The following is a 16,019-nucleotide window of genomic DNA, read 5'->3' as shown; positions in this document are numbered from 1 at the left end:
CCGTCGAGCAGGGCCTGCTGGTGGGCCCTCAGCGTTACATCCTCGCTGACCTCCGGTGCGGCTTCACCCGGCCGGCGTGGCAGTTCCGCCTGCTGCCCGCTGCCCGTGCCGGGGCTGCCGCCGGCGTTGATCTTGATCCAGGGGCCAACGATGGTCACCCCAGAGGCATCGAGCTTGATAAAGCTGCCGCCGGCCTTGAGGGTGATCTCGCGGCCGGCGTTGAGCACGGCCTTCTGGCCGGCCTGGATATGCAGCTCTCGACCGCTCTCGGTCAGCCAGGCCTGGCCGGCCTCGAGGTGTAGGCTGCCCTGGACGATCAGGTGATGGCCGCCCTCGCCCTTCACCTGGGTGTGGCGCTGGCCGTGCACGCTGAGGTGGTCGTCGCCGTCGATCTCGGTGAGGCGGTGGCGCTCGATGGCGAGGTGGCTGTCGCGGCGGATCGTCTCGGTGCGGTCGTTGAGGGTCAGCAGCTCCAGGTCCTTCTGGGCGTGCAGCCAGATCTGCTCGGCGTCGGTCGCATCCTCGAAGCGCAGCTCGTTGAAGCCCTTTGCCTTGTGGCTCTGGGTGCGCAGCACGGTGCGGGTCTTGTGCTCGGGCAGCGCATAGGGCGGAACGTTGACCGCATGGTAGGTGCGCCCGGTGATGATCGGCTGGTCCGGGTCGCCCTCCAGGAAGCTGACGATCACCTCGTGGCCGATGCGCGGGATGGCGAGGCTGCCGTAGCCGCCGCCGGCCCAGCCCTGGCTCACTCTCACCCAGGCGCTGGCCGTCTCGTTGGGCTCGGCATAGCGGTCCCAGGGGAACTGCACCTTGACCCGGCCATGCTCGTCGCAGTGGATCTCCTCGCCCTCGGGCCCCACCACGAAGGCCACCTGGGGGCCATCGACCCGGGGCTTGGGGTCGGGCGTGGGGCGCCAGGCCCGGTCGGCGGGCATCAGCACCAGCTCGTTGTAGTAGCGAGTGCGCCCTGCGGCGTCGACGCCATCCTCCTCCAGGGCCTGGGGCTGCTCGCCATGGTGCACCACCTCGACCACCTGCCAGTCGCGGTTCAGCGCGTCGATATCGTGATCGGTGAGGGTGAACTTGACACCGGGGGCGAGCTCGGGAAGGTCGCTCTCGGCAACGCAGGTCAGGGCGTCGCTTCGCAGGTGCTCGAGGCGGATGCGGGTGAAGGGCACTCCCGAGGCATCGGCCTTGTAGCGGCCGGGGTAGTCGAAGTGCTCGTAGTCCTCCCGCTGGGCGTGCTCGCCGAGCCCCGGGGCCAGGTGCTCGTGCAACGGGTCGTAGGCCGGGTGCTTGAAGGTGTAGTCCTTGAGCATCGCCGACGCCGGGCGCACCCGCGAGACTTGGCGCAGCTTGCGCACATGGCGGCGCGGCGGGGTGCCGCCGGCGCGACCGTGGTAGGTGCGCTCCCCCACGTTGGGCAGCCGCTGGGTGGCATCGATGAACACCAGCCGGTGGGCACCGCCTTCGGCATTCTCGAATTCATGGAGGTAGACAAGCCCCTCCTCGGCGGCCAGGCGCTGGAGAAAGGCCAGGTCGCTCTCGCGGTACTGCACGCAGAACTCGCGCTCGGCGGGCTCGCGGGTCAGGGCGAAGGCCACATCACGCAGGCCGCGCTCCTCGCACAGGGTGGCGAGGATGTCCTGGGGCGGGGTGTCCTGGAAGATCCGCGAGTTGTGGCGCAGGCCCAGGCGCCACAGCGCCGGACGGATGACCAGGGTGTAGACGGTGCGGCGGTGGCCGCGGTCGCCGCGGCCGAACTCGCTGACCACCCCATGGATACGGCGCAGGGGCTCGCCGTCCTGCCAGACCGTCAGGGTAGCGTTGCGATCGAGTGTGTCGGCGGGGGCGATCTCCGGGTCGCGGCTGGCCAGGGTCACCCCGAGCGCGAAGGGGGCGGAGAGGGCCTCGCGATGGGTGAAGTCGATGACCGCCACGTCCTCGCCCCCGGGCAGGGTCAAGGTGAACTGCAGTCCGCTTGCATGGGCCATGCGGCGTCTTCCCTCCTGGAAGTCGGTACGCTTGCCGCGCGACCTGGGCGCGGCGTGTCCAATGGGGTCACTCGAGCCGCTGATGCCAGGGCGCGGCAAGGCGCCCTGGCATCAACGGTCGAGACGATGGCCGCCCGCAGGCGGCCATCCCGGCGCTTATCGGCGCTTACGATTCCAGCGGGGCCCGCCAGTCGTCGGACCCAGAGGTGCCAGCCACGGTGTGCTCCCAGTCGATCTTGCGATAGGCCAGGGAGACGTCCATCAACTGAGTGAACTCGGACTGAGTGGCATCCTGGGCGTGGGGCATGCGCAGGTTGATGTCAACGATGGTGGCGTCGGTGAGGGTGGTGGTGAAGAAGTGCTCCTGACGGCCCTCCACGGAGGTGCGGTACCACTTCAGCTCGACGTTCGGCAGCATCTCGCCGGAGGCCAGGGCGTTGTACATCAGCGGCACGGCCTTGTTCAGGGCCACGGTGAAGATGAACGGCTTGTGGGCACGCTGGCCGGCGGGCTGACCGGACTGCGGGTCGGTGGGCACGGTGACGATGTGCTTGAACTCCTGCACCAGCATCTCGTCCTCGTGGCCTTCCACGTAGATGTTGCCCACGGAATCCGGGGTAAAGGCGCCGGCGGTGATATGGCCCTGGGTCTGACCGTGGATGCTGATATAGCAAGGTGTCGGCATGAGTCTGCTCCTTGACGGTGAAAGAAAAAACGTCCTGGGGACACCAACAATAGGGCAGAGATCATGCCAAAAACCACAAAGCCATTAATAATCAATTTATTACAAAATTCGCCTCGACCAGAACGTCCCGAACGGGCAAGAAATGGCCTGAAAATCGAGTCATTTCTTGCCCGCGGGCAAGAAATGGCTCGACCAATGTTTCCCACAAAGCCCTCCACAGTTACAAAGTTTACAAAATATTAACATCCCACCCCTGTCAGCACTCTGATTCCCCCCCTTGCCTACGGCCTAGCTACGCCGAGTGCCCCCTTTCGATCAACTAAGGCGACAGAATCGGCCATGACGAGCCCGCTCGGCAGGCGCAGAAAGGCGGCCAGGCCGTTAGGGTTTCACCGATGACGGCTGGTCCTCTGGAAACAGGTTTTGGTCGAGTTCATGTTCATCTCTGCCTGGGAATATCCCGGGGTGATGGGCGTTCGGAAGTCGTGAGGCGTTGATTAGCATTGCCCCGTCCGTTTGAAGGGGGCTTAGCGGCGAGAATCACGCCACCCTAACCTAATAGAGCATTGCTCGAACCAGAGCAGGGTCGAACCGAACCAAACTTTGCAACAGTCATGGAGTTACGGGAGCCGAAAAATGCGCGAGAAGCCATTGAAGCTGTCTTTCGCAGCAGCCGTTCTGGCCACCTCATTCGGGATGGCGACACCGGCGCTGGCCGATGAACAGGTCAGTGTGGTGGTGTTCGACGCCTCGGGGTCGATGTGGGCCCGTCTCGAGGATGACAAGTCGCGCATCGAGGTTGCCCGTGAAGTCATGGATGAGTTCGCCGAGAGCCGCGATTCAAGCGTGCCTTTCGGTCTCGTGGCCTACGGACACTCGCGACGCGGTGACTGTGGCGACATCGAAACGGTAATGTCGCTGGGAAACTATGAGGGCAGCGAGATTTCCCGGACCATTCAGGCGCTCAATCCGCAAGGCATGACCCCGCTGACGGACGCCATGGCGATGGCCCGTGACATGATTCCGCGTACCGCAGAGGCAGCCGATATCATCCTGGTGACCGACGGGCTGGAAAATTGCGGGGGCGACCCCTGTGCACTGGCGGCCGACATGGCGGCGGAAGGGATCAACATCCGCGCCCATGTGGTGGGCTTCGCTCTCGAGGAAGAGGCGGTGCAGACACTCTCCTGCGTGCCTGAACAGACCGGTGGGCAGCTGTTTACCACTCAGTCCGGTGCGGAACTCAGCGGCGCCCTCAACCAGATCGCCTTGGCAGAGCCCGAGGCTCTGACCGTGCAGTTGCGGGCGCTTGATGAACGTAATCCCGGGGAGCATGTGCGGCTCGTGGAGTGGGACGTCGCCAGCGAAGCCGGCGAGGAAGTCTATGCCGGACGCAGCCGCGGCATCATCGATCTCGAGCTGCTGCCTGGCAGCTACAGCGCCGCAGCAGAAGCCGACAGCTTTGCCGGGGCCACCGAGTTCGAGATCACCCTGCAGACCGATGAACCAGTCGACATCATGATGGCCAAGACCCAGGCCACCTTGATGCTGCGTGCCGAGGAAGCCGGCACCGGGGCAGACTTGGCGGGCGTGGACTGGACCCTGCTAGATGTCGTCACCGAGACGTCGCTGGAGTTCCATCACGAGGACGAGGGCTTCGCGCCGATGCACCTCGAACCCGGTGAGTACCGTGTCGTCGCCGAGCATGGCGATATGAGCGGCGAGAGCCATGTGACCGCCACGCTTGCTGAGGATCGCGACGTCGTCATCGCCCTCGAAAGGGATATCCCCGAGGCTGTCATCTATGCCCCCGACAGCGCACCGGCCGGCTCCACGGTCGAGGTCAGCTGGGACGGCCCTGAAGACGAACGCGATTTTATCGCCGTTGTAGAGCCCGGGGCCCCGCAGGGGGCGTCGGGCCATTCGCGCCGCGCCAGCAGCCGGGTCAGCGGCAATGAAACGGTATCCATCCAGATGCCCGATGCGCTCGGAACCTTCGAGCTGCGCTATGTGCACCGCGAAAGCGAAGCAACGCTGGCGAGTCACGAGATCGAGCTGGAGCCCGTGGAGGCCTCGGTGTCAGCACCCGAGGCGATCGATGCCGGTTCGCGGTTCGATGTAGAGTGGGAAGGCCCTGTCAACCGCAACGACTATATCGTGATCGTGGAGACGGGCGCGCCGGATGACGATACCGGGCACGGCCGCCGAGCCTCGAGCCGGGTTTCCGAGGACGGCGAGCCGGTCACTCTCCAGGCTCCGGATGCCCTCGGTACGCACGAGGTGCGCTACGTGCTCCGCGACAGCCGTCGCGTGCTTGCTTCCCAGGAAGTGACGCTGACTCCGGTCGAGGCTCGCGTTTCCGCCCCCGAGGAAGTCGGTGCCGGGGCCACCTTCGAAGTGGAATGGGACGGTCCGGTGAACCGCAACGACTACATCGTGATCGTGGAGGCGGGCGCGCCGGATGACCACACCGGGCACGGCCGGCGAGCCTCAAGCCGGGTTTCCGAGGACGGCCAACCGGTCACCCTCCAGGCGCCGGACGCCCTGGGCACCTTTGAGGTGCGCTACGTGCTCCGCGACAGCCGTCGCGTGCTCGCGTCCCAGGAACTGACCCTGACGCCGGTGACAGCATCACTGGAAGCTCCCGATACGGTACTGCCGGGCTCCGACTTCGAAGTGCAGTGGGAAGGCCCCCGGAATCGCAACGACTTCGTCGCTATCGTGGCGCCGGATGCTCCCGAAGGGGATAGCGGGGACAGCCGCAGTGCCAGCAGCCGTGTCTCCGGTGACAGCGTTAGCCTGACGGCTCCGGACGAGGAAGGCGAGTACGAGATCCGCTACGTCATCCGCGACTCGGGGCGGACCCTGGCAGCGATCCCCGTCACCGTGGGCGGTACCGATGTCACCCTGGCCGTTGACGGACCCGTGCAGACTGGCGGCGTCGTGGAGGTCAGCTTTACCGGGCCCGGGCGCTTTGAGGACATCATCGAGATCGTCGAGGCCGGCGCGGACGCGGACGATAGCGCCATACAGGATGCACGTGCCTCCCAGGGCAGCCCGGTGCAGCTCTTTGCGCCATCTACGGCAGGCAATTATGAAGTCCGCTACCGCGCCTCGGATAGCGGTGACGTGCTCGCCACGATCCCGCTGGAGGTGGAATAAACTTCTGCTCAACGGGGATTGCGAAAGGCGCAGGGCCGGAAGGTAATACTCTGTTGCCCGCTTCCTAGGAGCGGGCACGACTACCTTCACCCTGCCCGGACAGGTATCATCGGCCGCCGCCTTTCGCCATCCGGAGCGCTCATGCCGATTCTGCACAGCATCGTTCATCGCATCGACAAGGAGGCCGTCGAGCGGCCGGCCACCCTGAGCCTCGCCGAGGCGGAGCTGACCGACTCGGAGCCCCTGGACAGCCTGGTGACGAGGCTGCATGACACCCTCAATGCCAAACCCAAGGGGTGGGGCTACTTTGCCGAGGCCGACGGCGAAGGCGAACCGGCAGCGGGCCTTGCCGGCGAGCTCGACGACTACCTGGCACAGCGCTGTGACTTCACCGACTTCACCCACCGCCTGGCGCAGCGCCTGCTCGAGGTGGTCGATGCCCACCTCTCGGTCTCCGGCCATCTACTGGTGGCCCACACCCGACAGGGCGACACCCAGTACCTGAGCCTGGCGCTGCTGCACCACCGCAGCGGCTTCCAGATCGACACCGCGCTTAAGGTCACCCCGGCCTTCCAGCTCAATCTGACCCAGCTGAGCCTGGCGCTGCGCATCAACCTGAGCCAGTGGCAGGGCGAAGCGCCCTCCCTGCAGTACATCACCTTCCTGCGCGACCGGGGCGGCCGCAAGCTGGCCGATGACCTCGCCGCCTGCCTGGGCATCGCCGAAGGCGTGGACGCCCCGGGCGAGACCCGCACGCTGCTCAAGGCGTTCAGCGACTATGTGGCCCACGAGGACCTGGCCGAAGAGCAGAGCCGCGAGAAGACCGAGGCGCTGATCGACTACGCCAGCGAACAGGCCAGCCGAGGCGAACCGATGACCCTGGAGGCGCTCTCGGAGGTGCTCGACGAGCAGCAGCCGAAGGCCTTCTATGAGCATATCCGCAACGCCGACTACGGCCTCTCCCCGGAAATCCCGCCCGACAAGCGCACCCTCAATCAGTTTCGCCGCTTTACCGGCCGCGCCGGCGGTGTTTCGATCAGCTTCGACTCTCATCTACTGGGGTCGAGCATCGAGTACGACGAGTCCCAGGACCGTCTGATCATCAAGCAGGTGCCCAAGCAGCTCCGCGAGCAGCTGAAGCGACGCCAGGAGTAGCGATTGCCACCACGCCACCCTGGGACGGCTCACCGTTCATCGCGCCACGGTGGGGATGGCAAGAGCCGGCCCGGCGGCCCTATGTCACGCCGACCGGCCATCCCGCCGTGGGCTATTCTGAAAACGGCGGTATCCCCTTGCCGCCGACCCAGAATAACCACCAAGAGAGGGACACCCTCATGCACCCCGTGACGACACGAGCCCTGGCGCTGGGCATCGCCGGCGCCCTGCTACCCCTGACCCCGGCGCTGGCCGCCGATGCCGAGACCCTGGAGCGCGGCCGCTACGTCAACATCATCGGCGGCTGCAACGACTGCCACACTCCCGACTACGCCCTCAGCGAAGGCCAGACGCCGGAAGCCCGGTGGCTCACCGGCGACGTACTGGGCTGGCACGGTCCCTGGGGCACCACCTACGCCCCCAACCTGCGCCTGAAGGCGGCGGCGATGAGCGTCGAGGAGTGGGTCGAGATGAGCCGCACCCTGCGCACCCGCCCGCCGATGCCCTGGTTCAACCTCAACCAGATGAGCGCCGAGGACGCGGCGGCCCTCTATCATTACATCCGCTCCCTGGGCGAGCCCGGCGAACCGGCCCCCGCGGCCCTGCCCCCGGGCGAGACGCCGCCCGTCCCCTACGCGGACTTCGTGGTGAAGTAGCCCGCGCGGGCCAGGGATGGCCCCTCGACGCGCACCGGCCGGCGCGGCACACTGACGACACCTGCCCACGCCCGAGGGCCGATCGCACCGCGCCGCCCGGTGTACCCTGCGTCTGAGGGAGTCGTCAACGTGGACTATGTCGCCTGGCTGTATCAGCTCACGCCATCCCCTCCCCTGCTGCTGTTGATCATCGCCGCGGTCGCGCTGCTGCAGTGCCTGGCCCTGGTCGGCCTAGTGGTGCCCGGCTTGCTGCTGATGACCGCCGTCGCCTCACTGGCCGGCCATCAGGACCTGGCCGTGCCCCTGGTGCTGCTGGTGGCCTTCGTCGGCGCACTGATCGCCGATGGCCTCAGCTTCGCCCTGGGCCATACCCAGCGTGAGCGCATTCACCGGCTGTGGCCCTTCACCCATCGCCCGGAGTGGCTGGCGCGCGGTGCGCGCTTCTTCCAGCGCTACGGCAGCCTGTCGGTGATCTTCGCCCGCTTCGTCGGCCCGGTGCGCCCCATCGTGCCGATGATCGCCGGCATGCTGCACATGCCGACCGCACGCTTCGCCTGGGCAAGCCTGGTCTCGGCGCTGCTGTGGACCCCGACCTATGTGCTGCCCGGCTACCTGCTGGGCCACACTTGGCAGCAACTGCTCACGGTGCCCCCCGGCCTGCCGCGCTGGCTGCTCAGCCTGGCCGCCCTGATCCTGATGCTGGGGCTGAGCTTCTCCTGGCTACGCCACCAACTGACCCACGAGGGGCGCTGGTACCAGGCCTTGGCGCGACTCGCCCAGCGTCGTGGCTGGAGCCGCCGAGTCTGGGCGTCACTGCGTGCCAGCCGCCCCCGGGCCGGGGTCCCGCTGGGCTCGATGACCCTGCTGATCCTCAGCCTGGCCGCGCTCAGCCTGTGGACCCTGCTGGTGCTCCAGGCCGAAGGGCCACTGCCCATGGACCGCCAGGTACAGGCGCTGTTCGCGCTGGTCGAGATCCCGCTGCTGGATACCCTCGCCCAAGGCCTGGCCCAGACCAGTGACCGCTACGGGGTGATCGCCCTGGTGCTGCCCTGGGGCGCCTGGCTGCTGTGGGCGCGCCACGTCTCGGCCTTCGCCCACTTCGCCACGGCGCTGATCGGCATCGCGACGGCCAACACCCTGTTCAAGCATCTGGCAGACCGCGAGCGGCCCGTGACGCCCGACCTCCTGCTCGACTCCATGGCCTACCCCAGCTCGCACACCTCGGCCGCGGTGGTGCTCTTCGGCCTGGCCTCCGCCTTCCTCGCCCAGGAACTGCCACCCCACAAGCGCGTTCATGCCTACTGGGCGACCATCGCCCTCTGCGTGCCCATCGCCCTGTCCCAACTGGTGCTGGGCGTGAACTGGGCCAGCGACTTGGTCGGCGGTGCCCTGCTGGGCCTGGCCACCTGCGCCCTGGTGCATATCAGCTACCACCGCTTCTCCCACCGCCCCCTCAAGCCGGCCCCCTGGGGCCGGCTGGTCATCGCCTCGCTGCTGCTGCTGGCCGCCCGCATCGCCTGGCTACCACCCGCCTGAGGGGCTGCCGAGATGCCGTGCAGACTGGCGGCGTCTCGATCAGCTTCGCCTCCCATCTGCTGGGGTCGAGCATCGAATACGACGCGTCCCAAGACCGCCTGATCGTCAAGCCAGTGCCCAAGCGGCTCCGCGAGCAGCTCAAGGGTCGCAAGGAGTAGAGTCCTCAACCCGTCAAAACGCAGCGGCTCCTGATTGCGAAGACCATGTCGACTAGTGTGAACGGCTGAGTCATTACCCGCTAAGAAGCTGATAAAACGACTCATTCTTGCGCCACCGCGACTTTCTTGCCGACACTGTTCTGGACAAAGGGGAGTGTGGCGCATGGCAGCTGGCACAACCGATACCGCCGATACCAAGACGGCATCCGCCCTCGACTGGCGAGCGGAGTTCCGTGACCCGGCGCGGGAGGCGCTATTTCGGCGCACCATGCAGTCCCATGATGCCTGCCAGATGCGCGTCGCCTTCTCTGTGGTCGCCGCGCTCTTCCTCGCCTTCAGCCTGAACGACTACAGCCTGGTCGGTTCCGACGCCCCCTTCCCGGCGCTGCTGGTGATGCACCTCACGGTGGCAGCCGTCTGCCTGCCGGCGGCCTGGTCGGTGTGGAACCGCCCGGCCCTGGCTCATCGTCTGCTGCCGGTCAACCTCGTCTGCCTGGTGGGTATCAGCGGCCTGCTGCTGGCAATTCCACTGAAGCCCGACAGCACCGGCATTCATCTCGCCTCGATGGTGGTGGCCAGCATGGTGCTCTACCTGTTCGTACCCAACCGGCTGCCATGGCTACTGGGATGGAATGCCTATCTGTTCGTCGGCTTCGTCGTTGCCACCTGGCTGTGGGTTACCGTGCCACCCGGCATGATGGCCACCAGCCTGCTGCTACTGGGCTTCGTCAACCTGCTTGGCTGGTTGACCGTGACCCGCCTCAGCCGCCTGCAGCGCATGCAGTTCGCCTCCCTGCTGGAGGAGCGCGAGGCCAATCGCCAGTTGCACGCCGAGATCGCGGAGCGCACCCAGCTTGAGGAGCAGCTGCGCCAGATGGCCAGTACCGACGAGCTGACCGGCATCGCCAACCGTCGGTATTTCTTCGAGCTGGCCGAACGGGAGCTGCGCCGGGCACGGCGCGACGACTCACCGCTGGCCATCTGCATGGTCGATATCGACCTGTTCAAGAACCTCAATGACCGCCACGGTCATGCGGTGGGCGACCGCGTGCTGACCGCCGTGGCGGCCTGCTGCCAGTCGGTGCTGCGCGAGACCGATATCATCGGCCGCTACGGCGGCGAGGAGTTCGTGATCGCCCTGCCCCAAGCCAACCTGCAGACGGCGACCGCCATCGCCGAGCGGCTACGCGAGAAGGTCGCGAGACTCTCCCTGCCGATGGTCGGTGACGAGGAGCGCCTCTCGGTGACCGTCGGAATCAGCCTGATCGAGAAGGACGAAGTACGACTCGACGACGCCTTGCAGCGAGCCGACAAGGCGCTCTACGACGGCAAGGCCCGCGGCCGCAACTGCGTGGTGGTTTCACGACAGGACCCGCCACTATCGGCCGTGACGTTCTGAGCATCGCTGTCGATCTCTCGCCCCCTGAGTCATACCGTTGAAACCTCAGGAGAGACATCGCCCCTCCCCTGCGCATGGCCCTCGGGCGCCCGGCGCGATACGCTGCCGGAAATACCCTTGTCATCCCGAGAGGCACCCAACCGATGACGGCCCCCGACCCGAGGGTACTGCTGCGCCTGCTCATCCTGCTGCGCCCCTACCGTTGGCACCTGCTGCTGGCCGCCCTCGCCCTGCTGGCGGCCTCCGGCAGCGTGCTGCTGCTGGGCCAGGGGCTGCGCCTGGTGATCGACCAGGGGTTTCTCGCCGAGGACCTCGCCCGGCTCAACCAGGCCCTGGCACTGATGCTCGGCGTGGTGACGGTGCTGGCCATGGCCTCGGCGCTGCGCTACTACCTGGTCACCTGGATCGGCGAGCGCCTCGCCGCCGACCTGCGCCGCCGAGTCTTCGACCACCTGCTCGACCTCGAGCCGGGCTTCTTCGAAAGCGCCGCCCATGCGGATCGCGGCCCCGGCGAGATCACCTCGCGCCTGACCGCCGACACCAGCGTCCTCCAGACCCTGTTCGGCTCCTCGATCTCGCTGGCGCTGCGCAATCTGGTGATGCTGCTCGGTGCGGTGGTGCTGATGCTGGTGACCCAGCCGTGGCTCTCGGCGCTGGTGCTGCTGGGCATTCCCGCCACGGTGCTGCCGATCCTGTGGTTCGGGCGGCGCGTGCGTCGGCTCTCCCGCTTCAGCCAGGACCGGGTCGCCGAACTGGGGCGCTATGCCGGCGAAGCGCTGTCGGGCATCCGCACGGTTCAGGCCTTCAACCACGAAGCCGTCGACCGCCGCTGCTACGGCGAGCGGGTCGAGGACGCCTTCGCTACCGCGATCATCCGCACCCGACAGCGCGCCTGGCTCACCGCGGTTGCCATGCTGGCGGTGTTCGCCGCCGTGGGCCTGATGCTGTGGCAGGGCGGCCATGCCGTGCTTGCCGGCACCATGACGGCCGGCGAGCTCTCGGCCTTCGTCTTCTATGCGGTGCTCGCCGCCGGGGCGGTGGCCACCCTGGCCGAAGTGGCCGGCGACGTACAGCGCGCCGCCGGTGCCGCCGAGCGCCTTCTGGAACTGCTGGATACCCAACCGACAATTCAGGCACCGGCCGCGCCGGTGGCCCTGCCCAGCCCGCTGCGCGGGGAGATCCAGCTCGAACGGCTGGGCTTCACCTACCCCGGGCGCGAACAGCCGGCGCTGACGGGGCTCGACTTGCTTATCCGCCCCGGTGAGCGGGTCGCGCTGGTCGGCCCCTCGGGGGCCGGAAAGAGCACCCTGCTTGCCCTGCTGCTGCGCTTCCACGACCCGGACAGCGGCCGGATACGCCTGGACGGCATCGACCTGCGCGATCTCGACCCCCATGCACTGCGTGCCGTCATGGGCCTGGTGGCCCAGGAGCCCGTGCTGTTCACCGGCACCGTTGCCGAGAACCTGCGCTACGGCAAGCCAGAGGCGCCCCTCACCGAGCTGCGCCGCGCCGCCCACGATGCCAATGCCCTGGCCTTCATCGAGGCCCTGCCCCAGGGCCTGGATACCCCGCTCGGCCCCGGCGGTGTGCAGCTCTCCGGCGGCCAGCGTCAACGCCTGGCGATCGCCCGGGCCTTGCTCAAGAACCCTCGGGTGCTGCTGCTGGACGAGGCCACCAGCGCCCTGGATGCCGAGAGCGAGCGCCAGGTGCAGCAGGCACTAGACCGGCTCATGGAGCAGCGCACCAGCCTGGTGATCGCCCACCGCCTGGCCACGGTGATCGCCGCCGACCGCCTGCTGGTGGTCGACCAGGGCCGCCTGGTGGCCACCGGTCACCATACCGAACTGCTCGAGACCAGCCCCCTGTATCGTCATCTCGCCGACCTGCAGTTCGGACAGCCCCAGGCCTCGGCCGAGAACGCCTGAGCCGATGGCACTCGCCGGGATTGATGAAAATGCTTTCCATGCCGCATGCTAGGGACTTTCTTACCCACCCTGGAGACTCACAGATGACCCAGCCCCGCCTCGGTTTCATCGGCCTCGGCCTGATGGGCGACCCCATGACCCGCCGCCTGCTCGAGGCCGGCTTTGCCGTGACGGTGTGGAACCGCACCGCCGAGAAGAGCACTGCGCTGCGTGATGCCGGGGCCGAGGTCGCCCCCTCCATCAGGGACCTGGTGGAGCGGGTGGATGTGGTCATGCTCTGCCTGGCCAATACCGCCGTGGTGGAAGAGGTCGTCTTTGGCCCCGGCGGCGTGGCCGAGCACGGCCGACAGGGGCAGACCCTGATCGACTTCTCCAGCAGCGACCCTGCCCAGACGCGGAGCTTCGCCGAATGGCTGCAAGGCCAGAGCGGGATGCGCTGGATCGACTGCCCGGTCTCCGGGGGGACGGCCGGCGCCGAGGCGGGCAGCCTGGTGATGATGGCCGGCGGCGACGCCGCGGAGATCGAGGCGATTCGCCCCCTGCTGGCCCCCCTCGCCTCGCGGGTCACCCACATGGGCCCGGTGGGCGCCGGCCAGGTCACCAAGGTGTGCAACCAGATGATCGTCGGCTGCCAGGCGGCGGTGATCGCCGAGATGGTGGCCCTGGCCGAGGCCAGCGGCGTGGATGCCAGCCGCCTCACCGAGGCGCTGGCCGGCGGCTTCGCCGATTCCAAGCCGTTCCGGATCCTCACCCCGCGCATGGCGGCAAGCGACTTCGCCGACCCGCCCTGGCACCTGCGCACCCTGCTCAAGGACCTAGACATGGCGGTGGCCCAGAGCCAGCGTGCCGGCAGCGCCACGCCCATGAGCGGCCTGGCCGCCCAGCTGATGCGCGCCCACGCCCGCCATGGCCACGCCGAGCACGACCCGGCGATCCTGGTGGAGGCCTATCGCGGCCTGATCCACGCTGCCGAAAGCAGTCAGGGCTAATGCAGAGACGGGCAGCGAGGGGCGCTGGGGGCAAGCCGAAGAGGAGCTCCGGCGCTCCGGGGCTTGCCGACAGATCAGCCCCGAGCGCTGGACGGTATCGACGACAGCCTTGATAGGGGTAGATTTGTCGCCATCGCCGCCCTTCCGTACACTTGTTTGACTTTACCCTATCTGCGACCTGCCGAGGCACGACCCATGGCGTTTGATTCGACTTCCACCTACGTGGCCACCGATGCCCTGAAACAGGCGGTGAATGCCGCCGTGACCCTGCAGCGCCCGCTGCTGATCAAGGGCGAGCCGGGCACCGGCAAGACCCTGCTGGCCGAGGAGCTGGCAGCCTCGCTCGATACCCGCCTGATCACCTGGCACATCAAGTCCTCCACCAAGGCGGCCCAGGGCCTGTATGAGTACGACGCGGTGAGCCGCCTGCGCGATTCACAGCTCGGCGTCGAAGGCGTGGAGAACGTCGCCAACTACATCAAGCCCGGCAAGCTGTGGGAGGCCTTCACCGCCGACGAGCGGGTGGTGCTGCTGATCGACGAGATCGACAAGGCCGACATCGAGTTCCCCAACGACCTGCTCCAGGAGCTGGATCGCATGGAATTCCATGTCTACGAGACCGGCGAGACCATCGCCGCACGGCACCGGCCGATCATCGTCATCACCTCCAACAACGAGAAGGAGCTGCCCGACGCCTTCCTGCGCCGCTGCTTCTTCCACTACATCGAATTCCCCGACCGCCAGACCATGCAGGCGATCGTCGACGTGCACTTCCCCGATATCGCACCGAAGCTGGTCGGCGAGGCGCTGGAGGTGTTCTTCGAGCTGCGCCAGGCCCCGGGGCTGAAGAAGAAGCCCTCCACCTCGGAGCTGGTGGACTGGCTGAAGCTGTTGATGGCCGACGACCTGGCCCGGGAGGCGCTCTACGGCCGCGACCCGGTGAAGGCGATTCCGCCGCTGGCCGGTGCCCTGGTCAAGAACGAGCAGGATACCCAGCTGCTGGAGCGGCTGGCCTTCATGCTGCGTCGCCAGGGCAACCAGAGGCGCTGAGCCATGTTTATCAGCCTATTCGAGACCCTGAAGCGTGCCGGCGTACCGGTGTCACTGCGCGAGCTGCTCGACCTTCACGCCGTGGTCGAACATGGCGTGGTGTTCGCCGACATGGAGGCGTTCTACCAGGTGGCGCGCACCGTGATGGTCAAGGACGAACGGCATTTCGACCGCTTCGATCGCGCCTTCGCCGCCTGGTTCGAGGGGCTCGAGAACCTCGACGCCGCCATCGAGGCGTTGATTCCCGACGACTGGCTGCGCCGCGAGTTCGAGAAGCAGCTCTCCGAGGATGAGAAGGCGCAGATCGAGTCCCTGGGCGGGCTGGAGAAGCTGATCGAGACCTTCAAGAAGCGCCTGGAGGAGCAGCAGGAGCGACACGCCGGGGGCAACAAGTGGATCGGCACCGGCGGCACCAGCCCCTTCGGCGCCTACGGCTATAACCCCGAGGGCATCCGCATCGGCCAGGATGGCTCGCGCCACCGCCGGGCAATCAAGGTGTGGGACGAGCGCCGCTTCCGCGACTACGACGACAGCCTCGAGCTCGGCACCCGTAATATCAAGATGGCGTTGCGCCGGCTACGCAAGTTCGCCCGCCAGGGCGCGGCGGAAGAGTTCGACGTGGACGCCACCATCCGCGACACCGCCCGGGACGCCGGCCTGCTCAACGTGCGCATGCGCCCGGAACGCCACAACGCGGTGAAGGTGCTGCTGCTGCTCGACGTGGGCGGCTCCATGGACGACCACATTCGCACCTGCGAGGAGCTGTTCTCCGCGGCGCGCTCGGAGTTCAAGCACCTGGAGCCCTACTACTTCCACAACTGCGTCTATGAAGGGCTGTGGCGGAACAACGCCAGGCGCCACGGTGAGCGCATCCCGACGATGGACGTGCTGCACACCTACGGCAGCGACTACCAGGTGGTGATCGTCGGCGACGCCGCCATGTCGCCCTATGAGATCACCCACCCGGGCGGCAGCGTCGAGCACTTCAACGACGAAGCCGGCGCGGTGTGGCTGAAGCGGCTGGTCGACAAGTTCCCCCGGCTGGCCTGGCTCAACCCCATGCCGCCCCGGGCCTGGGAGTACACCCACTCCACCCAGCTGATCCGTCAGTTGATCGACGACCGCATGTACCCGATGACCCTGGAAGGGCTGGAAGAGGCCATGCGGGAGCTGGCTCGCTGAGTCGCAATAGCCCCAAAGGGCAATAATGCATAAATTTAGCCTTTAAGGGTTATTTGATTGCCAAGATGTCGATAGTGGGAAGCCATTGCGCTGAAGAGCAAGGGACGCCAGTCCCTTTCTTGACAAGC

The 16,019-nt window shown here is 67.1% G+C and carries 10 protein-coding genes and 2 pseudogenes; 10 read left to right on the top strand and 2 right to left on the bottom strand.

The features are described 5' to 3' along the window. Window positions 1-35: 35 nt before the first annotated feature. Window positions 36-1,994 (bottom strand): annotated as a pseudogene (locus HOP52_RS09190) (type VI secretion system Vgr family protein); the annotation flags it as partial. 166 nt (window positions 1,995-2,160) lie between these two features. Further along, the gene (locus HOP52_RS09185) at window positions 2,161-2,679 is read right to left on the bottom strand and encodes an Hcp family type VI secretion system effector (RefSeq protein WP_238977076.1); all 519 of its coding nucleotides are present in this window, start codon (window positions 2,677-2,679) and stop codon (window positions 2,161-2,163) included. Between the two features lie 636 nt (window positions 2,680-3,315). On the opposite strand from HOP52_RS09185, the gene HOP52_RS09180 reads away from it, so the two are divergent. From HOP52_RS09180 to HOP52_RS09135, 10 genes and pseudogenes are all read left to right on the top strand, one after another. Further along, window positions 3,316-5,841, top strand: a complete 2,526-nt coding sequence (locus HOP52_RS09180) for a vWA domain-containing protein (protein WP_238977075.1) — start codon at window positions 3,316-3,318, stop codon at window positions 5,839-5,841. A 141-nt stretch (window positions 5,842-5,982) separates the two neighbouring features. Further along, window positions 5,983-6,996 carry a nucleoid-associated protein YejK gene (gene yejK, locus HOP52_RS09175; RefSeq protein WP_238977074.1) on the top strand — a complete coding sequence of 338 codons (1,014 nt, stop codon included), beginning with the start codon at window positions 5,983-5,985 and terminating at the stop codon, window positions 6,994-6,996. Window positions 6,997-7,175: 179 nt separating this feature from the next. Continuing rightward, complete coding sequence (locus HOP52_RS09170) at window positions 7,176-7,652, top strand: c-type cytochrome (RefSeq protein ID WP_238977073.1); 477 nt, start codon at window positions 7,176-7,178, stop codon at window positions 7,650-7,652. A 129-nt stretch (window positions 7,653-7,781) separates the two neighbouring features. Further along, window positions 7,782-9,188, top strand: a complete 1,407-nt coding sequence (locus tag HOP52_RS09165) for a bifunctional DedA family/phosphatase PAP2 family protein (protein ID WP_238977072.1) — start codon at window positions 7,782-7,784, stop codon at window positions 9,186-9,188. Window positions 9,189-9,208: 20 nt separating this feature from the next. Further along, window positions 9,209-9,346, top strand: a pseudogene (locus tag HOP52_RS09160) (nucleoid-associated protein YejK); the annotation flags it as partial. Between the two features lie 163 nt (window positions 9,347-9,509). Continuing rightward, the gene (locus tag HOP52_RS09155; protein WP_238977071.1) at window positions 9,510-10,745 is read left to right on the top strand and encodes a GGDEF domain-containing protein; all 1,236 of its coding nucleotides are present in this window, start codon (window positions 9,510-9,512) and stop codon (window positions 10,743-10,745) included. A 143-nt stretch (window positions 10,746-10,888) separates the two neighbouring features. Beyond that, complete coding sequence (locus HOP52_RS09150) at window positions 10,889-12,670, top strand: ABC transporter transmembrane domain-containing protein (protein WP_238977070.1); 1,782 nt, start codon at window positions 10,889-10,891, stop codon at window positions 12,668-12,670. Between the two features lie 83 nt (window positions 12,671-12,753). Beyond that, window positions 12,754-13,659: an NAD(P)-dependent oxidoreductase gene (locus tag HOP52_RS09145; protein WP_238977069.1), complete on the top strand. Its 906-nt coding sequence runs from the start codon at window positions 12,754-12,756 to the stop codon at window positions 13,657-13,659. A 195-nt stretch (window positions 13,660-13,854) separates the two neighbouring features. Next, the gene (locus HOP52_RS09140) at window positions 13,855-14,709 is read left to right on the top strand and encodes an AAA family ATPase (RefSeq protein WP_238977068.1); all 855 of its coding nucleotides are present in this window, start codon (window positions 13,855-13,857) and stop codon (window positions 14,707-14,709) included. 3 nt (window positions 14,710-14,712) lie between these two features. Continuing rightward, window positions 14,713-15,891 carry a vWA domain-containing protein gene (locus HOP52_RS09135; protein WP_238977067.1) on the top strand — a complete coding sequence of 393 codons (1,179 nt, stop codon included), beginning with the start codon at window positions 14,713-14,715 and terminating at the stop codon, window positions 15,889-15,891. Window positions 15,892-16,019 lie beyond the last annotated feature (128 nt).

The sequence above is a fragment of the Billgrantia campisalis genome (assembly GCF_022341425.1).
GTDB lineage: Bacteria > Pseudomonadota > Gammaproteobacteria > Pseudomonadales > Halomonadaceae > Halomonas > Halomonas campisalis.
The sequence above is the reverse complement of the archived record's forward strand: the minus strand, read 5'-3'. Positions and strand labels throughout refer to the sequence as shown.